Annotated in this window: 22 protein-coding genes and 2 riboswitches; of the genes, 13 read left to right on the top strand and 9 right to left on the bottom strand. The window is 67.1% G+C overall.

The genetic code is table 11. The features are described from left to right. The first annotated feature begins 17 nt into the window (after window positions 1-17). The 7 genes from VPA02S_RS26805 (at window position 18) to gcvP (ending at window position 8,302) form a co-directional block, all read left to right on the top strand. Entirely contained in the window at window positions 18-989 is a 972-nt protein-coding gene (locus tag VPA02S_RS26805) for a TRAP transporter substrate-binding protein (RefSeq protein WP_062366689.1), read from the top strand. Next, window positions 986-1,480 (top strand): TRAP transporter small permease, encoded by a 495-nt coding sequence (locus VPA02S_RS26800; RefSeq protein WP_012748394.1) that lies wholly within the window; start codon window positions 986-988, stop codon window positions 1,478-1,480. Before VPA02S_RS26805 ends, VPA02S_RS26800 begins: the two co-directional genes overlap by 4 nt. After that, complete coding sequence (locus VPA02S_RS26795; RefSeq protein ID WP_012748395.1) at window positions 1,477-2,754, top strand: TRAP transporter large permease; 1,278 nt, start codon at window positions 1,477-1,479, stop codon at window positions 2,752-2,754. Before VPA02S_RS26800 ends, VPA02S_RS26795 begins: the two co-directional genes overlap by 4 nt. Window positions 2,755-2,905: 151 nt before the next feature. Beyond that, the gene (locus VPA02S_RS26790; RefSeq protein ID WP_230537859.1) at window positions 2,906-3,454 is read left to right on the top strand and encodes a hypothetical protein; all 549 of its coding nucleotides are present in this window, start codon (window positions 2,906-2,908) and stop codon (window positions 3,452-3,454) included. 31 nt (window positions 3,455-3,485) lie between these two features. Continuing rightward, a riboswitch (glycine riboswitch) is annotated at window positions 3,486-3,576 on the top strand. A 12-nt stretch (window positions 3,577-3,588) separates the two neighbouring features. Further along, a riboswitch (glycine riboswitch) is annotated at window positions 3,589-3,704 on the top strand. Between the two features lie 45 nt (window positions 3,705-3,749). Further along, window positions 3,750-4,928, top strand: a complete 1,179-nt coding sequence (gcvT, locus tag VPA02S_RS26785) for a glycine cleavage system aminomethyltransferase GcvT (RefSeq protein WP_062366687.1) — start codon at window positions 3,750-3,752, stop codon at window positions 4,926-4,928. 46 nt (window positions 4,929-4,974) lie between these two features. Then, window positions 4,975-5,346 carry a glycine cleavage system protein GcvH gene (gene gcvH / locus VPA02S_RS26780; RefSeq protein WP_012748398.1) on the top strand — a complete coding sequence of 124 codons (372 nt, stop codon included), beginning with the start codon at window positions 4,975-4,977 and terminating at the stop codon, window positions 5,344-5,346. 49 nt (window positions 5,347-5,395) lie between these two features. Continuing rightward, complete coding sequence (gcvP, locus tag VPA02S_RS26775) at window positions 5,396-8,302, top strand: aminomethyl-transferring glycine dehydrogenase (protein ID WP_062366686.1); 2,907 nt, start codon at window positions 5,396-5,398, stop codon at window positions 8,300-8,302. Window positions 8,303-8,312: 10 nt separating this feature from the next. Here the strand turns inward: gcvP and VPA02S_RS26770 are convergent, their stop codons facing one another. From VPA02S_RS26770 to VPA02S_RS26745, 6 genes are all read right to left on the bottom strand, one after another. After that, the gene (locus VPA02S_RS26770) at window positions 8,313-8,561 is read right to left on the bottom strand and encodes a hypothetical protein (protein ID WP_012748400.1); all 249 of its coding nucleotides are present in this window, start codon (window positions 8,559-8,561) and stop codon (window positions 8,313-8,315) included. 95 nt (window positions 8,562-8,656) lie between these two features. Next, window positions 8,657-9,601 (bottom strand): DUF3014 domain-containing protein, encoded by a 945-nt coding sequence (locus VPA02S_RS26765; protein ID WP_081247636.1) that lies wholly within the window; start codon window positions 9,599-9,601, stop codon window positions 8,657-8,659. 127 nt (window positions 9,602-9,728) lie between these two features. Continuing rightward, window positions 9,729-10,406: an alpha/beta hydrolase gene (locus tag VPA02S_RS26760; protein WP_062366684.1), complete on the bottom strand. Its 678-nt coding sequence runs from the start codon at window positions 10,404-10,406 to the stop codon at window positions 9,729-9,731. 4 nt (window positions 10,407-10,410) lie between these two features. After that, a complete protein-coding gene (locus tag VPA02S_RS26755; RefSeq protein ID WP_062366682.1) occupies window positions 10,411-11,469 on the bottom strand; it encodes an NAD(P)H-dependent flavin oxidoreductase in 1,059 nt (352 codons plus the stop codon). 70 nt (window positions 11,470-11,539) lie between these two features. Further along, window positions 11,540-12,223, bottom strand: coding sequence for a Pr6Pr family membrane protein (locus tag VPA02S_RS26750; protein ID WP_062366680.1), 684 nt, complete (start codon window positions 12,221-12,223; stop codon window positions 11,540-11,542). A 49-nt stretch (window positions 12,224-12,272) separates the two neighbouring features. Then, entirely contained in the window at window positions 12,273-13,157 is an 885-nt protein-coding gene (locus VPA02S_RS26745; RefSeq protein ID WP_018905595.1) for a LysR substrate-binding domain-containing protein, read from the bottom strand. Window positions 13,158-13,272: 115 nt separating this feature from the next. Between VPA02S_RS26745 and VPA02S_RS26740 the strand changes: the two genes are divergently transcribed. The 6 genes from VPA02S_RS26740 (at window position 13,273) to VPA02S_RS26715 (ending at window position 19,867) form a co-directional block, all read left to right on the top strand. Next, on the top strand, window positions 13,273-14,022 hold the full coding sequence (locus tag VPA02S_RS26740; protein ID WP_062366677.1) for an SDR family NAD(P)-dependent oxidoreductase: 750 nt from the start codon (window positions 13,273-13,275) through the stop codon (window positions 14,020-14,022). A gap of 51 nt (window positions 14,023-14,073) precedes the next feature. Next, the gene (locus VPA02S_RS26735) at window positions 14,074-15,105 is read left to right on the top strand and encodes a TRAP transporter substrate-binding protein (protein WP_062366675.1); all 1,032 of its coding nucleotides are present in this window, start codon (window positions 14,074-14,076) and stop codon (window positions 15,103-15,105) included. Window positions 15,106-15,143: 38 nt separating this feature from the next. Further along, window positions 15,144-17,033, top strand: coding sequence for a TRAP transporter large permease (locus VPA02S_RS26730; RefSeq protein ID WP_081247635.1), 1,890 nt, complete (start codon window positions 15,144-15,146; stop codon window positions 17,031-17,033). A 76-nt stretch (window positions 17,034-17,109) separates the two neighbouring features. Beyond that, window positions 17,110-17,949, top strand: a complete 840-nt coding sequence (locus tag VPA02S_RS26725; protein ID WP_062366671.1) for a transketolase — start codon at window positions 17,110-17,112, stop codon at window positions 17,947-17,949. Continuing rightward, window positions 17,949-18,947 carry a transketolase family protein gene (locus tag VPA02S_RS26720; protein ID WP_062366669.1) on the top strand — a complete coding sequence of 333 codons (999 nt, stop codon included), beginning with the start codon at window positions 17,949-17,951 and terminating at the stop codon, window positions 18,945-18,947. The genes VPA02S_RS26725 and VPA02S_RS26720 overlap by 1 nt, the downstream gene beginning before the upstream one ends. A 32-nt stretch (window positions 18,948-18,979) precedes the next feature. Beyond that, window positions 18,980-19,867 carry an NAD(P)-dependent oxidoreductase gene (locus VPA02S_RS26715; RefSeq protein WP_244883770.1) on the top strand — a complete coding sequence of 296 codons (888 nt, stop codon included), beginning with the start codon at window positions 18,980-18,982 and terminating at the stop codon, window positions 19,865-19,867. On the opposite strand, the gene VPA02S_RS26710 is transcribed toward VPA02S_RS26715, so the two are convergent. The 3 genes from VPA02S_RS26710 to VPA02S_RS26700 are packed head-to-tail and all read right to left on the bottom strand — an operon-like array spanning window position 19,862 to window position 23,452. Next, window positions 19,862-20,608 (bottom strand): tRNA-uridine aminocarboxypropyltransferase, encoded by a 747-nt coding sequence (locus VPA02S_RS26710; RefSeq protein ID WP_062366665.1) that lies wholly within the window; start codon window positions 20,606-20,608, stop codon window positions 19,862-19,864. The two genes, VPA02S_RS26715 and VPA02S_RS26710, sit on opposite strands and share 6 nt — an antisense overlap. Window positions 20,609-20,651: 43 nt before the next feature. Then, window positions 20,652-21,863 carry a DUF1501 domain-containing protein gene (locus VPA02S_RS26705; RefSeq protein ID WP_062366663.1) on the bottom strand — a complete coding sequence of 404 codons (1,212 nt, stop codon included), beginning with the start codon at window positions 21,861-21,863 and terminating at the stop codon, window positions 20,652-20,654. A 23-nt stretch (window positions 21,864-21,886) separates the two neighbouring features. After that, on the bottom strand, window positions 21,887-23,452 hold the full coding sequence (locus tag VPA02S_RS26700; RefSeq protein ID WP_062366661.1) for a DUF1800 domain-containing protein: 1,566 nt from the start codon (window positions 23,450-23,452) through the stop codon (window positions 21,887-21,889). Window positions 23,453-23,489 lie beyond the last annotated feature (37 nt).

The following is a 23,489-nucleotide window of genomic DNA, read 5'->3' as shown; positions in this document are numbered from 1 at the left end:
TCTCAGGAGACAGAAGAATGAAATTGACCCGACTGGCCGCCGGCCTGGTTCTGGGCATGGGCATGGCCTGCGCGGCCTTTGCGCAGACGACCATGAAGATCAGCATCTCGACCGCGCAGAACTCGCACCAGGGCGTGGCCATCGACACCTTCGCCAAGGAAGTCGAAAAGCGCACGGGCGGCCGCTACAAGGTCCAGACCTTCTACAACGGCTCGCTCGGCGGCGAGCGCGAATCGATCGAGGCGGTGCAGCTGGGCACGCAGGAGCTGGCTTTCTCCTCGACCGGCCCGGTGCCCAACTTCGTGCCCGAGACCAAGATCCTCGACGTGCCCTTCCTGTTCCGCGACAAGGCCCATGCGCGCGCCGTGCTCGACGGCCCGATCGGCCAGGACCTGCTCACCAAGTTCGACGCCAAGGGCTTCAAGGCGCTGGCCTGGGCCGAGAACGGCTTCCGCCACATGACCAACAGCAAGCGCGACGTGAAGGCGCCCGAGGACCTCAAGGGCCTGAAGATGCGCACCATGGAGAACCCGGTGCACATCGCCGCCTACAAGGGCTTCGGCATCATCACCACGCCCATGGCCTTCCCCGAAGTGTTCACCGCGCTGCAGCAGGGCACGGTCGACGGCCAGGAGAACCCGCTGCCGGTGATCATCTCCGCCAAGTTCGACCAGGTGCAAAAGCATCTTTCGCTCACGGGCCACGTCTATTCGCCCTGCATCTTCCTGATGAACAAGGCCGCGTTCGACAAGCTCAGCGCGGCCGACAAGCAGGCCTTCCTGGACGCCGCCAAGGAAGGCACCAAGGCCAACCGCGCCCGCGTGGACGAGGACGACGCCAAGGGCGTGGCCGACCTGCGCGCCAAGGGCATGACCGTGATCGAGAACGTCGACAAGGCCAAGTTCGTGGCCGCGCTCGCACCGGTGAATGCGCAGTTCGAGAAGGACTTCGGCAAGGCCAACCTCGACAAGATCCGCGACTACAAGTGAAAGAAAAATTCCTTGGCATCGAGCGCTGGACCACCGGCGCCTCGATGCTTGCCGCCTGCCTGATGCTGGTCATTGCATCGGCCCTGGGCGTGTTCCAGATCGTGACGCGCTTCGTGCTCGAGCAGCCCGCGGAGTGGAGCGAGATCCTGATCCGCGTGAGCCTGATCTGGATGGTGTTCCTGGGCATTCCGATGGCGTTTCGCCAGGGTGCCATGGTGAGCGTGGACGTGCTCTACCGCTGGAGCCCGCCGCGCGTCAAGCGCGTGCTCGACGCCGTGGTGAGCATTGCCGCGCTCATCCTGATGCTGGTCATTCTCTGGTGGGGCTGGGACTACGCGATGCGCGGCCGCGTGCAGTCGATGGCCGGCCTCGAAAGCCTGTCGATGATGTGGTCGTACCTGGCGCTGCCGGTCGGCTCCGTTTTCTGCCTGTTCGGCATCGTCGGGAATTTTCTCGATCCCAAGCGGCTTGAGCTGGAGACGGCGCAATGACGCCCGTGATGGTTGCAACGATGGTGCTGTGTTTTGCACTGTCGGTTTCTGTTGCGGTGTCCATCGGGCTCGCCTCGATCCTGGGCATCCAGGTGGCCAATGCCAACATGCTGATCTCCGTCAAGGAGATGTTCAATTCGATCAACAAGTTTCCGCTGGCGGCCATTCCGTTCTTCATCCTGGCCGGCAACCTGATGGAAACCGGCGGCATCTCGCGGCGGCTGGTCGAGTTTGCCAAGAGCATCGTGGGCGGCGTGCAGGGCGGCCTGCCGATGACCTGCGTGCTCACCTGCATGATCTTTGCGGCGGTGTCGGGCTCGTCGGTGGCCACCACCTTCGCCATTGGCGCGATCCTGATTCCGGCGCTCATCAAGCACGGCTATCCCACGGCCTACGCGGCCGCGTTGCAGGCCACCAGCGCCGAACTCGGCGTGATCATCCCGCCCTCGATCCCGATGATCCTCTACGGCGTGAGCGCCGAGGTGTCGATCGGCGAGTTGTTCATCGCGGGCTTCGGCCCCGGCATTCTCATCAGCCTGGCGCTCATGCTGTTCGTCTGGGCCTTCTGCAAGTGGAAGGGCTGGGGCAAGAACGACGGCGACGGCCGCATGCCTTTCGGCAAGGCGCTGTGGCAGGCCGGCTGGGCGCTGCTGATGCCCGTCATCATCCTGGGCGGCATCTACGGCGGCATCTTCACGCCGACCGAAGCCTCGGCCGTGGCGGTGTTCTATGCGCTGGTGGTGGGCGTGGTGATCTACCGCGAGATCAAGCCCAAGGACCTGTACGTGATCCTGCGCAAGTCGGTGCTGTCGTCGGCGGTGATCATGTTCATCATCGCCAACGCGGGCCTGTTCGCGTTCCTGATCACGCGCGCGGGGGTGCCCGACGCCATCGGCCACTGGCTGCAGGAAGTGCTGAAGTCGCCCGCGATGTTCCTTCTGGGCGTGAACGCGGCGCTGTTCATCATCGGCATGTTCATCGAGACCAGCGCGGCCATCATCGTGCTCGCGCCGATTCTTGCGCCGGTGGCGGTGCACTTCGGCATCGACCCGGTGCACTTCGGGCTCATCATGGTGGTGAACCTCGCCCTGGGCATGATCACCCCGCCCTTCGGCGTGAACCTGTTCGCGGCCTGCACCGTGGCGCGCATCTCGCTGGACCGGATCGTGAAGTACCTGGTGCCCTTCGTGCTCGTGATCCTGGCCTGCCTGCTGGTGATCACCTACGTGCCGTGGATATCGCTGGCGCTGCGCGACCTGGTGTATGCCAAGTAGCTGAAACGGCGCGAAAAACAAGGAAGAAACGGCAGCCTGTTCGCAGGCTGCTTTTTTTTTGCGCTGCCGGGCTCTGTAAGGCAAACGTTTCATGAAGATGTCACCGCTTGCAACGATGCTTCAGCCCTCGATCCCCAAAAGCTGTGGCGCCATGTTTCCCACCAAGACCGACAAGGCACGCGACGAACTCCAGGGCCGCCAGCGCACGTTGAGCCAGCGCGAGCGCGCCCTGCTGCTGATGGCCGACGGCCGGCGTTCGCTGACCGATTTCAGCCCGCTGTTCGCCAGCCGCACCGAAGCCGAGCAGGCGATCCAGGCGCTGATGCGCCAGGGCTACCTGCAGGACGCGCAGCCGGTGGCTGCCGCGGCGGCGCAGGCCGCGGCCCAGCCGCCCGCCCCGGTACCCGCGGCCGACCCGATCCAACTCGCCGCCTCGGCCGACAACTTCGACGGCAAGCGCTCGCTGGCCACCACGCGCATGTTCCTGTTCGACATCTGCGAGCGCATGTTCGTGCGGCGCGACCCCAAGTTCGCGCTGCAGATGCGCGATGCCCTGCGCGAGGCGCGCGACCGCGGCGCGATGCTGACCATCGCCGCGCTGATGCTCACCGAGGTCGAGAAAACCGCCGGCGCCGAGCGGGCCGAATCGCTGCGCGAGCGCATCGACCGGCTGCTGCCGCCGGCCGAGACCGTGCACTGAGCCGCAGACCGGCCGCCCGCGATCCACTACACTCCCATGGTCAGGAGAGAGCCCCGCCAGCCGGGGCCGCCGAAGGCGCAGGGGTTTCCCGAACGCTCAGGCAAAAGGACTGACACAGCGTTGGCGCATGCCGGCGCTTCCTTGCTGGAGAGAGGCTGTTGCTTGCATCGACGCGATGCGCCGGCCCACCGAAGGAGCAAACCCCGATCGTGGGGCGAATCTCTCAGGTAAAGCGGACAGCAGGGGTGGCCCATGGCTCGCGCCATGGAATTCGTCTGCCCCTTTGGAGTGCCCCGTGGCCGCTTCCTCCGATTCCTCTTCCGCCGAACAACTCCTGAAGACCCCGCTGTACGGCCTGCACGTGGAGCTTGGCGCCCGCATGGTGCCCTTTGCGGGCTATTCGATGCCGGTGCAGTACCCCGCCGGCCTCATGGCCGAGCACAGGCACACGCGCGCAGCCGCCGGCCTGTTCGACATCTCGCACATGGGCCAGCTGCGCCTGGTCGGCCCGGACGCCGCGGCCGCCTTCGAAACGCTGATGCCGGTCGACGTGATCGACCTTGCGCCCGGCAAGCAGCGCTACGGCCTGCTGCTGAACGACGAGGGCGGCATCCTCGACGACCTGATGTTCTTCAACGAAGGCCACGGCTCGATCTTCGTGATCGTCAACGGCGCCTGCAAGGTGGCCGACATCGCCCACATCCAGCAGAAGATCGGCGCACGCTGCGATGTGCAGCCCATGCCCGACCACGCGCTGCTCGCGCTGCAGGGGCCGCAGGCGGCCGCGGTGCTGGCGCGGCTGTCGCCCGGCATCGAGCGCTTCGTGTTCATGACCGGCGGCGCGGTGCAGATCGGCGGCATTCCGGCCTTTGCCACGCGCAGCGGCTACACCGGCGAAGACGGCTTCGAGATCTCGGTGGCTGGCCAGAACGCCGAGGCGCTGGCCCGCCTGCTGCTGGCCCAGCCCGAGGTCGAGCCCATTGGCCTGGGCGCGCGCAATTCGCTGCGGCTGGAAGCGGGGCTGTGCCTCTACGGCAACGACATCGACGCCACCACCACGCCGGTCGAGGCCTCGCTCAACTGGGCGATCCAGAAGGTGCGCCGCACCGGCGGCGCGCGCGAAGGCGGCTTTCCGGGCGCGGCCCGGGTGCTGGCCCAGCTCGCCGCCGCCACGGCCGGCGCCGCGGGCCACACCGACCACGACACGCTCAAGCGCAAGCGCGTCGGCCTCGTGGCGCTGGAACGCGTTCCGGTGCGCGACGGCACCGTGCTGCAGTCCTTCGAAGGCAAGGACATCGGCTTTATCACGAGCGGCCTGCTCGGCCCGACGGCCGACCGACCGATCGCCATGGGCTACGTGGCCACCGCGTATTCCGAGCCCGGCACGCGCGTGCAGGCCATCGTGCGCGGCAAGCCGGTGCCGATGGAAGTCTCGACGCTGCCTTTCGTGCCGACGCGCTACTACCGCGGCTAGGCGCTGCGCCCCCGATCATCTTTTTTTCCACGAGGAGTTTTCCACCATGAGCATCAAGTACACCAAGGACCACGAATGGGTCTCGGCCGAAGGCAGCGCAGCCACCGTCGGCATCACCGTGCATGCGCAGGACGCGCTCGGCGACGTGGTCTTTGTCGACCTGCCCGAAGTCGGCAAGACCTTTGCCCAGGGCGAGGTGGCCGGTGTCGTCGAATCGGTCAAGGCCGCGGCCGATGTGTTCATGCCCGTGTCGGGCGAGATCACCGAAGTGAACGAAGCCCTGCGCGCCGATCCCTCGCTCGCCAACACCGACCCGCTGGCCGCCGGCTGGTTCTTCAAGGTCAAGCTCAGCGAACCCGCGCAGCTCGACGCGCTGCTCGACGCCGCCAGCTACGACAAGTTCGCTGCCGAGTCCTGATCCGCCGAGTTCGCAAGCCGCCTTTTCCTCATCCCGAGCCTTCACCGCCATGCCGATTCCCGCCCTTCCCTCTTTGCAACAACTGGAGAACGCCGAAGAGTTTCTCGCCCGCCACATCGGCATCGATGCGGCGGACGAGGCGCGCATGCTGCCGGTGATCGGTTCGGAAACGCGCGCCGAGCTCATCGACGGCATCGTGCCCGCGGCCATCCGCCGCGCCAAGCCGATGCGGCTGCCGGCGCCGGCCACGGAGGCCGACGCGCTGGCCGAGCTGAAGGCGATCGCGGCAAAGAACAAGGTCTTCAAGAGCTTCATCGGCCAGGGCTACTACGGCACGCACACGCCGGGCGTCATCCTGCGCAACGTGCTCGAGAACCCCGCCTGGTACACGGCCTACACGCCCTACCAGGCCGAGATTTCGCAAGGCCGCATGGAAGCGCTGCTCAACTTCCAGACCATGGTGTGCGACCTCACGGGCATGGCCATCGCCAATGCCTCGATGCTCGACGAAGCCACCGCCGCGGCCGAGGCCATGACGCTCGCCAAGCGCAGCGTCAAGAGCAAGAGCAACGTGTTCCTGGTGTCGGGCGACTGCCATCCGCAGACCATCGAGGTCATCAGGACGCGCGCCGCGCCGCTGGGCATCGAGGTGAAGGTGAGCACCGTCTCCGAGACGCTGCCGCACCTGATGGTGAGCGGCGAATTCTTCGGCGTGCTCGCGCAGTACCCCGCCACCACCGGCCACGTGCACGACCTGCGTCCGCTCGCGGGCCATGCGCACCAGTGCGACGCCGCCTTCTGCGTGGCCGCCGACCTGCTCGCGCTGACGCTGCTCGCGCCGCCCGGCGAATGGGACGCCGACATCGTCTGCGGCACCACGCAGCGCTTCGGCATGCCGATGTGCAACGGCGGCCCGCACGCGGCCTACCTGGCCTGCCGCGACGAGTTCAAGCGCTCGCTGCCGGGCCGCCTGGTGGGCGTGAGCGTCGACACCCACGGCCAGCCGGCCTACCGCCTCGCGCTGCAGACGCGCGAGCAGCACATCCGCCGCGAGAAGGCCACCTCCAACATCTGCACCGCGCAGGTGCTGCCGGCCGTGGTGGCCAGCATGTACGCCGTGTACCACGGCCCCGACGGCCTCACGCGCATTGCGCAGCGCGTGGCTGCGCTCACGGCCATCCTCGCGCAGGGCCTCGCGCAGATGGGCCGCGAGCCGGTCAACGGCACTGCCTTCGATTCGCTGACCATCCGCACCGGCGACGACACGCCCAAGATCATCGAGCGCGCCCAGGCCGCGGGCGTCAACCTGCGCCAGCGGCTGCAGCAGCACCTGGGCATCTCGCTCGACGAGACCACCACGCGCGCCGACATCGAAACGCTCTGGGCGCTGTTCGTGCCCGCCGGCACGCCGATGCCGCGCTTCGACGACCTGGCCAACACGGCGCCGCGCCTGCCCGAGGACCTGCGCCGCACCAGCGCCTTTCTCACGCACCCGGTGTTCAACACCCACAAGAGCGAAACCGCGATGCTGCGCTACATCCGCAGGCTGTCGGACAAGGACCTGGCGCTCGACCGCAGCATGATCCCGCTCGGCAGCTGCACCATGAAGCTCAACGCGACCAGCGAGATGATCCCGATCACCTGGCCCGAGTTCGCGAACATCCATCCCTTTGCGCCGGCCGAGCAGCTGGTGGGCTACGCCCAGCTCGACGCGCAGCTGCGCGCCTGGCTCTGCGAAGCCACCGGCTACGCGGGCATCAGCCTGCAGCCCAACGCGGGCTCGCAGGGCGAATACGCCGGCCTGCTGGCCATCCGCTCCTTCCATGAGGCCAACGGCCAGGGGCACCGCAACATCTGCCTCATTCCTTCGTCGGCGCACGGCACCAACCCCGCGAGCGCACAGATGGTGGGCCTGCAGGTGGTGGTGACGGCCTGCGACGCGCAGGGCAACGTCGACATGGACGACCTGAAGCGCGCCTGCGAGAAGCACAGCGACAAGCTCGCGGCCGTGATGATCACCTACCCGAGCACGCATGGCGTGTTCGAAACCCGCGTGAAGGAACTCTGCGAACTGGTGCACGAGCACGGCGGCCGCGTGTACGTCGATGGCGCCAACATGAATGCGCTGGTCGGCGTGGCTGCGCCGGGCGAGTTCGGCGGCGACGTGAGCCACCTGAACCTGCACAAGACCTTCTGCATTCCGCATGGCGGCGGCGGGCCGGGCGTGGGTCCGGTGTGCGTGGTCGAAGACCTCGTGCCCTACCTGCCGGGCCATGCGACGGCCGGCGTGGCATCCAACGGCGTCGGCGCTGTTTCCGCTGCGCCGCTGGGCAATGCGGCCGTGCTGCCGATCAGCTGGATGTACTGCCGCATGATGGGCGCCAAGGGCCTGCAGGCGGCCACCGAAACCGCGATCCTGAGCGCCAACTACATCAGCGCGCGCCTCAAGGACCACTACCCCACGCTGTACGCGAGCCCCAACGGCCACGTCGCGCATGAGTGCATCCTCGACCTGCGCCCGCTCAAGGACAGCAGCGGTGTCACCGCCGAGGACGTGGCCAAGCGCCTGATCGACTACGGCTTCCATGCGCCCACGCTGAGCTTTCCGGTGCCCGGCACGCTGATGGTGGAACCCACCGAAAGCGAGCCGCTGGCCGAACTCGACCGCTTCATCGACGCGATGATCGCGATCCGCGGCGAGATCCGCCGCGTCGAGGAAGGCGTCTGGCCGAAGGACGACAACCCGCTCAAGCATGCGCCGCACACCGCGGCCAGCCTGATGGCGGCGGAATGGCCGCACCCCTATTCGCGCGAACTCGGCGCGTTTCCGCTGGCGGAACTCAAGCAGGCCAAGTACTGGCCGCCGATCGGCCGCGTCGACAACGTGTATGGCGACCGCAACCTGTTCTGCAGCTGCGTGCCCGTGGGCGACTACAAGGAAACCGAAGAGGCCTGAAAAAGGCCGCTCAGGCTTCGCGGCGGTACATCGCCCATTTCACGGTGAGGATGTCCGCCGCGATCTTCGCGGCGTTGACGCCCGCGTAGCTTTGGGACGGATCGAATTCGAAGCCTTCCTTGTAGCACCTGACATGCGCGAAATCGCGGTCGAAGGTCATCGGTCCCATGAGTTCGGCGGGGTCGGTGCCCGCGGGAAGCGCCAGGAATTTCTCGGGATCGGTGGCACTCTGGTAGAGGTCGACGCTCATCAGGTTCATACGGGTGTCCTCGAAATCTGGGGATCCCGCGAATCATCCCCGGCATCCGCGCCGCATGCAATCGGCCCGCGCCTACACGGCGGCGCGCCACCGGGTCAGCGCTGCTGCTTCTTCTTCAGCATCTCGCCGGTGGCAATCTGCTCGCGGAAGCCTCGCAGGCTGGCCTTCATCCTGCGCTCGTTCTCCAGCCCCATGCGCACCATGATCTTCTGGCCTGACGAGAGCGACTCGAGCTGCGGATCGGCGTATTCGTAGCGCACCCATGGCCGCTGCGAAGACACGTTGCCTTTCACCTCGACAAGGCGAACCGGCACCGGGCCGGCGGGTTCGGGCGCCTGCAGCAGATGGTCGATCACGGCGATGAGCCGGTCATTGAAGTAGCGCCCCGGATAGCCGAGCTCCTCATAGGCTTTCTGAAACAGCGGATAGAGCTGGGCGTAGGTCTTGGCCGCCTTGGCCGGATTGATCGATTCGGCAAGCTGCACGATGGGGGTGTAGCGAGCGGCATTGCCGGGTGCGATGGTCTGCGCCTCGCCCTTGCCCTGGGTGGTGAAGCGCTGCTTCGTCGGCTGCACCGGCCAGGTGCTCGCGGGCGACTGCTCGCGCGCGAGGTTGTCGACCGTGGCCACGAAGCGGCGCACGATGCCTTCGAACTGCAGGAAGTCCGCCACGTTCTTGCTGCCCATCAGGTCGACCAGCGCCTTCATCACGCGCGTATCGGAATCGGCGAGCTTGGGCAGCCCCGAAGCGGGCAGCGCGATCGCGTCGATCGGGTTCTGCGGCTCCGGGGATTCGGGCAGCGAGGGCGGCGGCGGTGCGGGCGCAAGCCCGTCGTTGGGGGCGGCGGCCACCGGCGGTTCGACCGGCAGCGGCGGTTGCTGCTGCTGCTGGTACCAGCGCCAGCCCAGGAATCCGGCGGCGATCGCCAGCAGCACGATGACGACGATGGTTCCGGTCGAGGTCTCGCGCCGCGGCCTGTACGCGGGCGCATCGTGCGGATCGCGCACGTCGGGAATTTCGGGGATGTCTCGGTCGGACATGTCTGCGGTTTCCTTTTTTGGAGGATTGCAATGGGAGACGAGCGGCTATGGTGCACCAGATCGGCACCCCGCCGCGGCGTCATCCCGTAACGCCCTGTGACGCGCTCCCGGCGCGAAAGTTCGCCCGCTAGGAGGCGCCCGCCGCCGAGCCGAGCGACTGCAGCCACGCCAGTGCGCCCTGCAGCTCGGCCGGGCGGATCTCGTGGCCGCCCGGAAAATCGGCCCCCGACAAGGCCAGCGGCAGGCCGCGCGCGAGTTCGCGCGACGCCTCTGCGGCGCTTGGCGGAATCACGTTGTCGGCGCTGCCGTGGCTCACCCACAGCGCCTTGCCCTCGAAAGCCTCGGGCGCCGCGATGTGCGCCGCCGTCTGTTGCAGCAGCCGGCCGTGCCACACCATTGCGGCGCGAACCTTCGCGGGCTGTGTCAGCAGCAGCGACAGCGCCATGATGCCGCCCTGGCTGAAGCCGCCGACCACCACGCGCTCGGGCGGCACGCCGAGCTGCTGCGACGCCGAGGCCACCATCTCGCCCACCAGGAAGCGGCTTTCGCGCTCCTGCTCCTCGTTGATGCGCCGCTCGCCATCAGGCAGCACCTCGAACTCGAACCACGCGTACGCATCGGGCGACAGCACATAAGGCGCGCGCAGGCTCAGCACGTGGAACTGCGGCGGCATGAGCCGCGCCAGGCCGAACAGGTCCTGCTCGTTGCTGCCGACGCCGTGCATCAGCACCAGCAGCCAGGGCTCGCGCACGTTCGGCCCTGCGGCCTGCTCGAGAAACTTGAAAGGCAGGTGGAGTTGCGTCATGAAGTCAGGCCGTAAGAGATTGAAAACCTTGCGCCAAGGCGCGCGTGATCTCGGCGGCCGGCAGCTCGCGGCAGCCGGTGGCATTCTGCCCCGACCACAGCGGAGAAAAATCGCCGCTGCCCTGCGCCTCGGCCTTGGCGCGCAAGGGCGCAATGCCCGAGGTGGCCAGCGGAAACTCGGGCGCCGCCGCACCGATCGGCCCCAGCTCGCGCATCACGCGGTTCACGATGCCGCGCGCGGGGCGGCCCGTGAAGAGATTGGTGAGCGCCGTGTGGCGCGCGGCCTGGCTCTTGAGCGCCGCGCGGTGCACGGCGCTGGTGGTCGCCTCCGGCGCCAGCAGATAGGCGGTGCCGACCTGCACGCCCGCAGCGCCCAGCGCCATGGCCGCGGCCACGCCGGCTGCATCGGCAATGCCGCCGGCCGCGATCACCGGCACCTTCACGGCATGCACCAGCTGCGGCAGCAGCGCAAAGGTGCCGAGCTGCCGCGTCAGGTCGTGCGACAGGAAATGGCCGCGATGCCCGCCGGCCTCCAGCCCTTGCGCGATGACCGCATCCACGCCACGCGCTTCGAGCCACCGCGCCTCCTCGACCGTGGTGGCCGAGGCCAGCACCTTCGCGCCCCAGCCATGCACCTGCGCCATCAGCGCCTCCGAAGGCAGCCCGAAATGAAAGCTCACCACCGCCGGGCGGAACTCCGCCAGCACAGTGGCCACGTCGGCACTGAACGGGTTGCGCCCGGGGCCGGTGGGGATGCTCGCGGCATCGATGCCGAACTCGGCGTAGTACGGTGCCAGCGCGCTGCGCCATGCCGCCTCGCGCTCGGCGCTCGGCTCCGGCGGCGTGTGGCAGAAGAAATTGACGTTGAAGGGCTTGCCGGTGCCGGCCCGGATCGCGGCGAGCTCGCTGCGCATGGTGTCGGGGCCCAGCATGGCGCAGGGCAGCGAGCCGAGACCGCCGGCGTTGCTGACCGCAATGGCCATGGCGCTGCCCTGCACGCCCGCCATGGGTGCCTGGATCAGCGGCAGATCGGTGCCGAGGAGTTGCTGCAAGGGAGTGGTCATGTCGGATGTTCCTTCTGGATGCGCCGTGCGCGCCAGCGCCTATTTTGCGGCGAAGCCCAAAGCCCTGCGTTCAGCCGGCAGGCGCTGCGGGAAGCCGCTTCTCCAGCAGGCGCAGGCCGATGGCCATCGCGATGAAGACAGCCGCGACGGCCGCCGAATTGAGCGCTGCGCGTGCAAACCCGAGTTGGCCCACGTCCATGAACGGATACGGGTACCAGCTCACGAACGCGCCGCGCACGAAGGTGTAGACGATCCATGCGAGCGGCAGCAGCACGGCCCGCCCGATGGTGCCGCGGTCGGTGCGCGGCCGCGGTCCGACCAGGGCCCAGCCGAGCACCGTGAACACCGGCGTCACCGTGTGCAGCAGGAAGTTGGCAAGCTGCCCCGAGGGCGTGAGCTCGCGCAGCCCCGTGAGCACCGTGTGGAACACGATGCCCGTGACCGCGATGCAGAGCACCGCCGTGAGCCGCAGCACCCGGAACAGCCGCCCGTCGTGCGCGGGACGAAAGGCGAGCAGCGCGCAGACGCCGCCGACGAGCAGGTTCGAGTCGATGGTGAAGTAGCTGAACAGCCGAACGAAGCGCTCCAGATGCGTGGGCGCGATGCCGGGGCCGCCACTGATCGCCGCGCTCAACTCGAGGCCGATTCCCCCGGCCGCGGCCAGCGCGACCACGCCGTGCAGAAAGCGCGCGAGCGCAATGGGGCCCCAGGCGGCTTGCGGTGCGGTCTTGGCGATATCCGGTTGTGGCGGCATGTGAACCTCCAAAGCTTGGCGCATCGAGAGTATGCCGAAGTGAATGCTTTCAATTTCTTGCCGCTTCGGCATGGATCCATTGCAGGAAGGCCGCGACCGATGACCGCTTGGCGTGCCGTGGTGGATACACCGCAAAGTGCGCCTTGACCTTGATAGCCTGATCAAGGCCGAACACGGGCCTGAGCTTGCGCTCGGCAATGTGCCTTGCGGCAATCGTCGCACTTTCAAGCGCAACGCCCAGGCCTTGGGTGGCTGCATCGAGCGACATCTGCGCCCGATCGAAACGAATGGCAAACCTGTCGGGCGCCCGCTTGTCGCTGAACTGTCCGAACCAGTCCGACCACTGCACCACGCTGACGTTGCTCTGGATCAGCTTCACGCCGCTGAGCTGCTCGATGCGCTTCAAGCCGTGCTGCCGGATGAATGCAGGACTCGCGAGCGGCACGATGCGCTCCTCGAACAGGGGTTCTACCACCAAGTCGGGCCAGTTCGGTATTCCATAGCGGATGTCGATGTCGGCCTGGCCCAGGGCGAAATCGCTGGTTGTGTGCGCGGCCGACAGGTTCAGCGAAATGTCCGGGTAAGCCTGCGCAAAGCCACGCAGCCGCGACATCAGCCAAAGGCTCGCAATGCTGGGCGCCGAGTGCACATACAGGCTGTTGCTCACGCCTTGGCGCAGATCGTCGGTTGCCGATGCGATGGCCAGCAACGCGCCGCCAACTTTCGACAAGTACATGTCGCCCGCGGCGCTGAGCCGCACGCCGTGGGCGCTGCGCTCGAACAACCGCACACCGAGATGCGCTTCAAGGCGCGACACCTGATGGCTGATCGCCGAGGCAGTGAGGTGGAGTTCCGACGCTGCAAGGGCAAAGCTTCTTCTTCGTGCCACCGCTTCGAAGGCCTGCAGGTTGGTCACGGCGGGCAGTGTGGACATAGGGTCAACCCGGTCGTTAGATGACAGATCGTCATCTTAGGCTGAAAACACATCGCTTGTCGTCATGCCTTGGTCCGACGACCATCGCCAACCGCACCACTCTGGAGACAAATCGATGCTGCTCAAGGACAAGATCGTCGTCATTACCGGCGGCGCCGGCATCAACGGCCTCGGGTTCGCCACGGCGCGCCTGATGGCGGCCCATGGCGCCCGTGTCGCGGTGCTCGACCTGGAGCGCGCCGCTCCTGCGGCGGCGGCCGCGCAACTCGGCCCCGAGCATCTTGGAATCGTTGCCGACGTGACCGACAAGGCCTCGTGCGATGCCGCCGCCGCGGCTGTGCTGAAGGCATTCGGCCGCATCGACACGCTGGTCAACAACGCAGGCATCACGCAGCCGGCCAAGACGCTCGAGATCAGCGGTGCGGACTATGACCGCATCCTCGATGTCAGCCTGCGGGGCACGCTGTACATGTCGCAGGCGGTTCTGCCTTCCATGCAGCAACAGGGCGGCGGATCGATCGTCTGCATCTCGTCGGTCTCCGCGCAGCGCGGCGGGGGCATCCTGGGTGGCCCGCATTACTCGGCGGCAAAGGCCGGCGTGCTTGGCCTGGCGCGCGCCATGGCGCGGGAGTTCGGCCCCGAAGGCATCCGCATCAACAGCATCACGCCCGGCCTGATCGGCACCGACATCATCAAGGGCAAGCTCACCGAAGAGAAAAAGGCCGAGATCGCCGAGACCATTCCGCTCGGCCGGCTGGGCCGCGCCAACGACATCGCCGGCGCCTGCGTCTTCCTTGCCAGCGATCTGTCGCTGTACTGCACGGGGATCACGCTCGACGTGAATGGCGGCATGTTGATCCATTGAGCCCCTGAGCCGGCGACCCCTTCTCATTTCTACAACCAGGAGACAAAAACCATGACCGAGCCCAAGCCCACCCCTGCGAAACTCAAACGCCGGCAACTGCTGGCCGCAGGCGCAGCGCTGCCCCTGTTTTCGATCGTCACGCGCCGCGCGGATGCTGCCGAGTTCGAACTCAAGTACGCCACCGGACAGGATCCGACCCACCCGGTCAACTTGCGCGCCAAGGAAGCGCATGACCGCATCCGGGAAGCCACCTCGGGCCGGGTCAACATCAAGCTCTTCCCGGCCAACCAATTGGGCAGCGACACGGACCTGCTGGCGCAAGTACGAAACGGCTCGGTCGAGTTCTTCAATCTCTCGTCGCTGATCCTGTCGACCTTCGTGCCTGTCTCGGGCATCACGAGCGTAGGCTTTGCCTTCAAGGGCTACGACGACGTCTGGAAGGCGATGGACGGCGACCTGGGCAACCACATTCGAGCCGAGATCGCGAAGACACCCATCTTCACCGTCTCGCGGATCTGGGACAACGGATTCCGCCACGTCACATCGTCCGGGCGCGAGATCAAGTCCGCAGCCGACCTGAAGGGCTTCAAGGTGCGGGTGCCTCCCGCACCTCCGCTGACCTCCCTGTTCAAGGCGCTGGACGCCGCTCCATCGCCGATCAACTTCAACGAGGTCTACACCGCCTTGCAGACCAAGGTGGTGGAAGGCCAGGAGAATCCGCTCGCCATCATCTCGACCGCGCGGCTCTACGAAGTCCAGAAGACCTGCAGCCTGACCGGCCATGTCTGGGACGGCTACTGGGTGCTTGGCAACAAGCGCGCATTCCAGAAGCTGCCGCCCGACGTCCAGCAGGTCATCACGCGAGAGATCGACAAGTCCGCCATCGATCAGCGGGCCGACGTTGCCAAGCTCAGCAGCAGCCTGGTGTCCGACCTCAAGGCCAAGGGCGTCGGCTTCATCGACGTGCAGCAGGAAGACTTCCGCAACAAGCTGGCGAGCACGGGCTTCTACGGCGAATGGAAGTCGAAGTACGGCGCTGCACCATGGGATCTCCTGGAGAAAGTCTCCGGCAAGCTCGGCTGATCGACCGCCGTCCGCCGTCCGCCGCGTGAAAGAAAACCATGAACATCTCTAGTGACGAGCCCGGCGCCGCCGGGACCATGGCTGCGCCATGCCGGCGCGGGCCGCTCGCATGGCTCGAGACCTTGAACAAGGCTCTGGCCATGCTGGTCGAAATTCCGGCCGCGCTGCTGGTGCTGGCCGAGGTCGTCGTGCTTCTTGCCGGCGTGACCAGCCGCTACGTGTTCCACGAACCTCTGGTGTGGTCTGACGAACTGGCTTCGATCCTCTTCCTCTGGCTGGCGATGCTCGGATCGATCGTTGCGTTCCAGCGCGGCGAGCACATGCGCATGACGGCGATCGTGGGCAAGCTCGATTCGAGCAAGCGGGCCTTCCTGGACCTGATCGCCATCGCTGCGGCCATTGCCTTCCTCGCATTTGTGGTTCACCCCGCCTACGAATTCGCGCAGGACGAGGTCTTCGTCACGACGCCGGCCATGGGCATCCCCAACTCCTGGCGGGCATCGGCGCTGCCGGTCGGCCTCGGACTGATGTTGCTGGTCGGCGTCATCCAGATCCTGCGCATCGGCCGATGGAAGGATGCGGGCCTGGCGCTGGGCCTGGTCGCCGTGGTCATTGGAGGAATGGCACTGGCCGGACCCCTGCTGGTGCCGCTGGGCAACTGGAATCTCCTCCTCTTCTTCGTGTTCGGCGTGGGTGCCATGGTGCTGCTGGGCCTGCCGATCGCGTTCTCGTTCGGACTGGCGACCTTTGGCTACATCGCGCTGACGACCAGCACGCCAACGGTGGTGGTCGTGGGCCGGATGGACGAAGGCATGAGCCATCTCATCCTGCTCGCGGTTCCGCTGTTCGTGCTGCTCGGCCTGCTCATCGAGATGACCGGGATCGCGCGCGCCATGGTCAGCTTCCTGGGCAGCCTGCTGGGGCACGTGCGCGGCGGGCTCTCTTATGTGCTGATCGGCGCGATGTATCTAGTCTCCGGCATCTCGGGATCCAAGGCTGCCGACATGGCGGCCGTGGCACCGGCACTCTTCCCCGAGATGCGCAAGCGGGGCGCGAAGCCCGGCGATCTGGTCGCATTGCTCTCCGCAACCGGCGCGCAAACCGAAACGATCCCGCCCTCGCTGGTGCTGATCACGATCGGTTCCGCGACGGGTGTCTCGATTGCGGCCCTCTTCACGGGCGGCCTGCTGCCCGGAGTGGTGGTCGGCGCGACCTTGGCCGCACTCGTGTGGTGGCGCTATCGGGGCGAGGACCTGTCGGGCGTGCGCAAGGCGAGCGGCCGCGAGATCGCCAGGTCGTTCCTGATCTCGATCCCTGCCCTTGCGCTGCCCGTCGTCATCCGCGCAGCGGTGGTCGAGGGCGTCGCAACGGCGACGGAAGTGTCGACCATCGGCATCGTCTACGCGGTGATCGCCGGACTTCTTGTGTACCGCCAGTTCGACTGGAAGCGCATCTACCCGATGCTGGTCAGCACCGCGTCGCTTTCCGGCTCGATCCTGTTCATCATCGGTGCTGCCACCGGCATGGCCTGGGCCCTGACCCAATCGGGATTCTCGAGCGCGCTGGCGGACACGATGAAGGCGCTGCCAGGCGGCGCCATCACCTTCATGGCGGTATCGGTTGTTGCCTTCATCATTCTCGGATCGGTGCTGGAGGGCATCCCGGCCATCGTGCTGTTGGGTCCTCTGCTGTTTCCCATTGCGCGCCAGGTCGGTATCCACGAAGTGCACTACGCGATGGTCGTGACCCTCGCGATGGGCATCGGCCTCTTCGCACCGCCGTTCGGCGTCGGGTACTACGCGGCCTGCGCCATCAGCCGGATCCATCCGAACGAGGGCATGAAGCCCATCGTCGGCTACATGGTCGCCTTGTTCATCGGAACGGTGGCCGTGGCTGCGATTCCCTGGATCTCGATCGGATTCCTCTGACATGCCAGGCCGCCCGGGCCGCCTCTGGCGATCGCCGCGCCCCACCTTTTCTACACACTTTTTCCAGGAGATTTCCATGTCTGACTTATCGACGCTTCGACAAAGCGCCCGCCGCATTCGCGCCTACGCACTGCGCATGGGCGAAGTGCAAGGACAGGGCTATATCGGCCAGGCGCTCGGGTGGGCCGACGTCCTCGCAGTGGCCTACAAGCACGCACTGGCGTTCAGGCCCGAGGAGCCGAAGTGGGAAGGCCGCGACCGCTTCCTCCTGTCCCACGGCCACTATGCGATTGCCTTCTACGCCGCACTGATCGAGGCCGGGATCATTCCCGAGGAAGAGCTCGAAACCTATGGCAGCGACGACAGCCGGCTGCCGATGTCCGGCATGGCCACCTACACGCCGGGCATGGAAATGTCCGGCGGCTCGCTCGGGCAAGGCCTCCCGATTGCCGTCGGCATGGCGCTGGGGCTGCGTCTGAAGAACAACCCGGCCTTCGTCTACAACTCGATGTCGGACGGAGAACTGGACGAGGGATCGACCTGGGAGGCTGCGATGGGCGCCGCGCACCACCGCCTGCCGAATCTGATCTGCCTGGTCGATATCAACAACCAGCAGGCCGATGGCCCGTCCGGAAAGATCATGGGCTTCGAGCCGCTCGCCGCCAAATGGGAAGCGTTCGGCTGGCACGTGCAGCGCGTCGATGGCAACGACCTGCCGGCCGTCATGGCTGCCTTCGATGCCGCGCGCGCACTGAAGGAAGAAAAGCCGCGCGTCATCTTGTTCGACACATTGATGGGACGGGGCGTCCCCTTCCTCGAGACGCGGGACAAGAACCATTTCATCCGCGTCGACCCGCCGGAATGGCAGCAAGCCATCGCCCATGTCGACAGCGCGCAATCCGAAGGAGCCCTGTGATGAGTACCACCACCGAAAAGAAGCCGAGGCTCACGACCTCCGCGATGATCGCCTCCATCGCCAGCGAAGGCCAGCGCGTGACAGCGGCGCCGTTCGGCAAAGCCCTGGTCGAGTTGGGCCGCAGCCGTCCGGAGATCGTCGGGATGACGGCCGACCTTGCCAAGTACACCGACCTGCACCTGTTCGCGAAGGAGTATCCCGAGCGGTTCTTCCAGATGGGCATGGCCGAGCAGTTGCTGATGGCGGCCGCGGGAGGCATGGCCAAGGAAGGATTCATTCCCTTTGCGACGACGTACGCCGTCTTCGGCACCCGCCGGGCCTACGACTTCGTGCATCAGGTGATTGCGGAAGAGAACCTCAACGTCAAGATGTGCTGCGCGCTGCCGGGGCTAACCACCGGCTATGGACCGAGCCACCAGGCCACCGAAGACCTGGCATTGATGCGCGGCATCCCGGGCCTGACGATCATCGACCCTTGCGACGCGCTCGATATCGAGCAGGCCGTACCTCAGATGGCCGACCATCAGGGCCCCGTCTATATGCGGTTGCCGCGCGGCAATGTGCCGCGCGTATTGGACGAGTACGACTACAAGTTCGAACTCGGCAAGGCCAAGCTGATTCGTGACGGAAAAAGCGTACTGGTGATCGCCAGCGGCTTCATGACGATGCGCTCGCTCGAGGTCGCCGAGCAACTCAGGAATGACGGCGTCGATATTGCCGTGCTGCACGTGCCCACGATCAAGCCGCTGGATGAGGCGACGATCCTTGCCGAGGTCCGGCGGCTGGGCCGGCTGGTCGTGGTGGCGGAGAACCATTCGGTGATCGGCGGCCTTGGCGAGGCGGTGGCGGGCCTCCTGATGCGCTCGGGAATCTCGACGGCCTATCGCCAGATCGGCTTGCCCGATGCGTTCCTCGACGCGGGCGCCCTGCCGACACTGCATGACCGCTATGGCATCTCGGCGCAGATGATGAGCCGGCAGATCAAGGGGTGGGTATGAGCCCGGCGGCCGAACAGCCCCCCTGCATAGGCATGACTGCCAGGAAGAAGGTGGGGTTCATCGGGCTGGGCGCGATGGGCCGCGGCGCCGTCGGCAACCTGATTGCAAAGGGCTTCGACGTGGTGGGTTGCGACGTGCGTCCCGAAGCACTCGAGTGGCTGCAAGCGCAAGGCGGCGTTCCAGCCAGCTCGCTTGCCGAAATGGCCGGCCAGGTCAGCGTCGTGGTGTGCTTAGTCGTCAATTCGCAGCAGACGGAAACCGTGCTCTTTGGCGACAACGGCCTGGTCGGGAAGCTGGCGGCCGGAACCGTGTTCATCACTTGCAGCACCATGGATCCAGGCTATGTTCGTGCCCTTGACAGGCGGCTGGCGCAGCACTCGATCTGGCTGGTCGATGCGCCGGTCACGGGGGGCGCCGTCGGCGCGGAACACGGACAACTGACAATCATGGGTTCCGGAAAGCGCGAGGCCTTCGAGCTTGCGCGTCCTGTGCTCGAGACCTTCGGCACCCGCGTGCACTACCTGGGCGCGGCTGGCTGCGGTGCGCAGATGAAAATTCTCAACCAACTGCTCTGCGGCGTCCATCTGGCTGCGGCGGGAGAAGCGCTCGCACTCGCAAGGCGCCAGGGGCTGCCGCTGGATCTCACGCTGGAGATTCTCTGCAGCGGAGCGGCCGGGTCCTGGATGCTCGCGGACCGGGGCCCCAGGATGATCGCGGGCAAGTTCGACGACATTACGTCGGCCGTCGATATCTTCGTCAAGGACATGTCCCTGGTGCTCGACGCGACGCGCGAATCGCGATTTCCTGCCGCGCTCGCACATGCTGCATACCTTGCCTTCCTCGGCACCGCGGCGCGGGGACTTGGTGCGCAAGACGACTCTGCCGTGACAACAGCCTACGAAGTCGCCACGAAGTCATGACGGCCGCGGGCCGGCCACCTCGCGCAGCCGCCGATGCGCCGCATCGTCCCAGGCAATGGGCTGCTGGTTCTTCGCATGCAGATAGTGGTGCGTGAACACCGCAAGGTAGGCATCCAGCGTCTCTTCGGCAACAGGCTCGCCCGCCAGGCTCATGCACATCGCGGCCACCTCGCTGGTGCAGAAGTGGTCGTCGCGGCCGGAGTTGCGCAGCCTGTATTGCGTGATCCGCTCCGGCTGCAGGCTCAGCACCGGCAGCCGGTCGAGATAAGGGCTTCTGCGGAACATCTTGCGTGCCTCGGCCCATGTCGCGTCGAACAGGATGAAGAGCGGGCGTTTCGCGCTGCCACTGCCGTCCGTTCCAGGCGCCGGAACGGCCAGGACCACGCGCTCGGGCGCCGCATATTGCCCCGGGAACACCACGTAGGGCTGCCATTGCGGATCGTCCAGCAGCGCCAGCAGCGCGGGATCGGTTTCGGTGCGGGCCCAGCCGAAGGCGAAAGTATCGGCCACCACGTCGGCGACCAGCCATCCGGTGTTGGTGGGCTTGAGCGGCTCGATGTCGGCCATGAGCAGGCACACCCCCGCGCGCGTTGCCACCGAAGGACGCACGGCGCACATGCAATGGCTGGGCACCAGGCGGCAGCCCGCGCAGCGCTCGCGCTTGAAGCCGCCACGGGCGAGAAAGGGTTTGGCGCTGCGCGCCAGGCGCGCGGCGCGAAGGAGGGAGACGGCATGGGGCATGCACCGATTCTCGGCGGCTCTTGAACGCCGGTGCGCGGGACAGCTAGACCAGTTGCAGATCCTTCGGCGCCACCCCGTCGAACACCCGCGCAAGCTGTGCCGGCGAAAGGCCGTACATGCGCCTGAACAGCCCGCCGAACACCGCGCGGTATTCGTTGAGCACCGGGTAGTCGCGGTTCTGGAACAGCGTGGCCTGCGCCACTTCCTGCTGCTCGCCCACGACGCGCCCGCCGGCCTGCGCCGAGAGTCCGCCGCCGAGCACCCAGTACACGCTGCCGTGCCCGTGGTCGGTGCCGCGGTTGCCGTTCTCGCGGAAGGTGCGGCCGAACTCGCTGATGACCACGACCACGGTCTGGCGCCAGGCGTCGTCGCCCATCTCCTCTGCGAACCCGGCCACGCCACGGCCCAGCTCCTCGAAGCGGTTGGCAAGGTAGCCGGTGGCGCCACCCTGCCCCACATGCGTGTCCCAGCCGCCGACGTCGACAAAGCCGAGGTCGAAGCGCTCGCGCATGAGCCGCGCCATGCGGCGCGCGACGAGTTCGAAGCCCTTGGCCGTCATGGCGTTGCGGCTGGCTGCGTCCATCTCGGCCTGCATGGCGCGCACCACTTCGTCACGCACCTGAAAGCCCTCGGCCACCGGCTGTGCCAGCGCCGTGTTGCGGTACATCGCCGAAATCACCTCGCTCTGGCGCGCATCGATCGAGGGACGCGCGCTGCCCGCGAGCGCCATGTTGGCGGCCTTGGCGCTGCCGCGCATCGCGATCGGCAGCTGGTTGGTGAACGCCATGGGCGACACGCCGGCCAGCGGCCCGGCACCGAGCACGGAGGCCAGGCGGTTGAGAAAGCCCGAGCCGTAGTCGCGGCGCTTGTCGAGCGCCTGGCCCAGCTCGATCGAGTCCTGCGTCTCGAAGTGGCTGCGCGTGAGGTCGTCGGTGCCGGCGAAGGCGATGAAGGAGGCCTGCTTCTGCTCGAACATCGGCATCAGGCTTTGTGCCAGCGCGGGGTGCAGGCCCCAGCTGCCGTCCAGCGGCAGCGCGCCGCCGGGCATGCCAGGCCGGGCGATGGCGATGTTGGGGCGCGAGGCGTAGTAGAAGTCGCTGCCCGTGGGCACGAGCAGGCTGGCGCAGTCGTACGCGCCGCGCAGGAACACGACCAGCAGCTTGGCGCCTTCGGCCGCGGGCGCGGCCATCAACCGGCCGGAGGCGCCCGCGAACGGAACGGCGGCCATGAGCTTGAGCAGTTCTCGGCGTTGCATGGCGGTGTGTCCTTTTTTCATCATCAGCGGCGCATCAGTTCCGGCGACGCCAGCAGGAAGGTGTTCCACTCCTGCGGGTTCCTCGCCTGCGCCAGCGCCTCGCGCGTGTCCGCGCCCAGGCCCGCCTGCATGGCGCGCACCGCGTGCGAATCGGCCAGCGGCGGGAATGCGGGTTTCTCCAGCGGCGCCTTGTCGTCCGTGCGGAACAGCACGGCGCCATTCGCACCGATGGCGCGCGCGATCTCGAAGCGCGTGTTCATCTGCCCCGCGCTGGCCCAGGCGGCTTCGTTGAGCGGATAGCCGTCGGGCGTCTCGTGGCCGTACAGCGGCTCGCCCATGCGGTTGATCCAGCCGAGCATCGGGCCCACGTTCGTCACCACGCGGTCGTCGTACGCGAGCCGCACGCCGGCGATCACGTAGTGCACCGGGTCGCGGAACTTGCGCCCGAGCGAGGCGGCGAATTCGGGCGACTCGAACATCGCCTTGAGCGTGAGGGCGATGTCGCCGTCGCTGCGCGTGAAGGCCGCCGCCATGCGTTCGACCAAGGCCTGCGGCGGATCGTCGGAGACGAAGTACACGGCGAGCTTGCGCGAGATGAAGCGCGCGGTGGCCGGCGCACGCGCCAGGCGGTCGAGCGCCTCGTCGGCCTCGGCCAACCCGCGGCTCTGGATCGGCTGGCCCAGCAGCGTCTTCGGCCCGTAGTCGTGCCGGTTGGGGTTGAACTCGAACAGGCCCCGGCGCACGTAGTCGGCGCGCAGGGCCGGCCGCACATTGGGCGGCGGCGCGTCCAGCGGCTGGTAGCTCACGCCCACGCCGGTGAGCACGCGCGCCAGCTCCTGCACGTCGGCTTGCGAATAGCCGCCGCCCACGCCCATGGTGTGCAGCTCCATCAGCTCGCGCGCGTAGTTCTCGTTGATGCGGTTGGCGGCGTTCTGCGCGTTGTCCAAGTAGCGCAGCATCGCGGGGTGGTGCAGCGTGGCGCCGAGCAGGTCGCGGAAGCTGCCGAGCGCATGCGGGCGGATCGCGTTCTCTTCGTAGTCGCCCACCATCGCGCGGATGTTGTCCTTGCGCAGGTTGACGTTGAAGTGGTTCATCCAGAACCACGTCATCTGCTCCTGCAGTTGGTTGGGCGAATAGAGCGCGCGCAGCACGAAGCGCTGCTGGGCCTCGCGCGCCAGTTCGTTGAGCTGCCGCTGGTAGGCCTGGCGCGCGGCCTTCTTCTGGTCTTCGTCGGGCAGCGCGTCGGCGGCCTTGCGCTGCGCATCGAGTCCGGTAACGAGCTGGTCGAGCGGCGTGCGCGAAATGGCCATGGCATCGATCTGCGCCTGCGCGGCCGGCGGCAGCGGCGCGGGCCGCGGATTGAGCTGGTCGCGCATCCACAGCGGCAGGCCGCGCCGCGCCAGCTGCGCCTCGCTGCTCGCATTGGCACCCCCGCCCACGCGGTCGAGCCAGCGCAGCCGCGCGGCTTCGTTCATGGGTGCAGAAGGCAGGGAAACCGACACCAGCGGCCGATGCTCCCCCGGCGCGCTCGCGCAGGCCGCGAGCAGCGCCAGTGCGCATGCAGCCAGCGCCATCGCCGTGCGACGCATGGGGAACAACCACTGCGAAGCGGCGGCTGCCACCGCA

It is taken from the genome of Variovorax paradoxus NBRC 15149 (assembly GCF_001591365.1).
Taxonomy (GTDB): Bacteria; Pseudomonadota; Gammaproteobacteria; order Burkholderiales; family Burkholderiaceae_C; genus Variovorax; species Variovorax paradoxus.
Note: the sequence above shows the minus strand (reverse complement) of the source record. Positions and strands in the feature narration are given on the sequence as shown.

Excerpts from the sequence above, each read along its gene's own strand:
- VPA02S_RS26805 (WP_062366689.1), top strand. The coding sequence starts at position 18 with ATGAAATTGACCCGACTGGCCGCCGGCCTGGTTCTGGGCATGGGCATG.
- VPA02S_RS26795 (WP_012748395.1), top strand. The coding sequence starts at position 1,477 with ATGACGCCCGTGATGGTTGCAACGATGGTGCTGTGTTTTGCACTGTCG.
- VPA02S_RS26790 (WP_230537859.1), top strand. The coding sequence starts at position 2,906 with ATGTTTCCCACCAAGACCGACAAGGCACGCGACGAACTCCAGGGCCGC.
- gcvH (WP_012748398.1), top strand. The coding sequence starts at position 4,975 with ATGAGCATCAAGTACACCAAGGACCACGAATGGGTCTCGGCCGAAGGC.
- gcvP (WP_062366686.1), top strand. The coding sequence starts at position 5,396 with ATGCCGATTCCCGCCCTTCCCTCTTTGCAACAACTGGAGAACGCCGAA.
- VPA02S_RS26770 (WP_012748400.1), bottom strand. The coding sequence starts at position 8,561 with ATGAACCTGATGAGCGTCGACCTCTACCAGAGTGCCACCGATCCCGAG.
- VPA02S_RS26765 (WP_081247636.1), bottom strand. The coding sequence starts at position 9,601 with ATGTCCGACCGAGACATCCCCGAAATTCCCGACGTGCGCGATCCGCAC.
- VPA02S_RS26760 (WP_062366684.1), bottom strand. The coding sequence starts at position 10,406 with ATGACGCAACTCCACCTGCCTTTCAAGTTTCTCGAGCAGGCCGCAGGG.
- VPA02S_RS26755 (WP_062366682.1), bottom strand. The coding sequence starts at position 11,469 with ATGACCACTCCCTTGCAGCAACTCCTCGGCACCGATCTGCCGCTGATC.
- VPA02S_RS26750 (WP_062366680.1), bottom strand. The coding sequence starts at position 12,223 with ATGCCGCCACAACCGGATATCGCCAAGACCGCACCGCAAGCCGCCTGG.
- VPA02S_RS26745 (WP_018905595.1), bottom strand. The coding sequence starts at position 13,157 with ATGTCCACACTGCCCGCCGTGACCAACCTGCAGGCCTTCGAAGCGGTG.
- VPA02S_RS26740 (WP_062366677.1), top strand. The coding sequence starts at position 13,273 with ATGCTGCTCAAGGACAAGATCGTCGTCATTACCGGCGGCGCCGGCATC.
- VPA02S_RS26735 (WP_062366675.1), top strand. The coding sequence starts at position 14,074 with ATGACCGAGCCCAAGCCCACCCCTGCGAAACTCAAACGCCGGCAACTG.
- VPA02S_RS26730 (WP_081247635.1), top strand. The coding sequence starts at position 15,144 with ATGAACATCTCTAGTGACGAGCCCGGCGCCGCCGGGACCATGGCTGCG.
- VPA02S_RS26725 (WP_062366671.1), top strand. The coding sequence starts at position 17,110 with ATGTCTGACTTATCGACGCTTCGACAAAGCGCCCGCCGCATTCGCGCC.
- VPA02S_RS26720 (WP_062366669.1), top strand. The coding sequence starts at position 17,949 with ATGAGTACCACCACCGAAAAGAAGCCGAGGCTCACGACCTCCGCGATG.
- VPA02S_RS26715 (WP_244883770.1), top strand. The coding sequence starts at position 18,980 with ATGACTGCCAGGAAGAAGGTGGGGTTCATCGGGCTGGGCGCGATGGGC.
- VPA02S_RS26710 (WP_062366665.1), bottom strand. The coding sequence starts at position 20,608 with ATGCCCCATGCCGTCTCCCTCCTTCGCGCCGCGCGCCTGGCGCGCAGC.
- VPA02S_RS26705 (WP_062366663.1), bottom strand. The coding sequence starts at position 21,863 with ATGCAACGCCGAGAACTGCTCAAGCTCATGGCCGCCGTTCCGTTCGCG.
- VPA02S_RS26700 (WP_062366661.1), bottom strand. The coding sequence starts at position 23,452 with ATGCGTCGCACGGCGATGGCGCTGGCTGCATGCGCACTGGCGCTGCTC.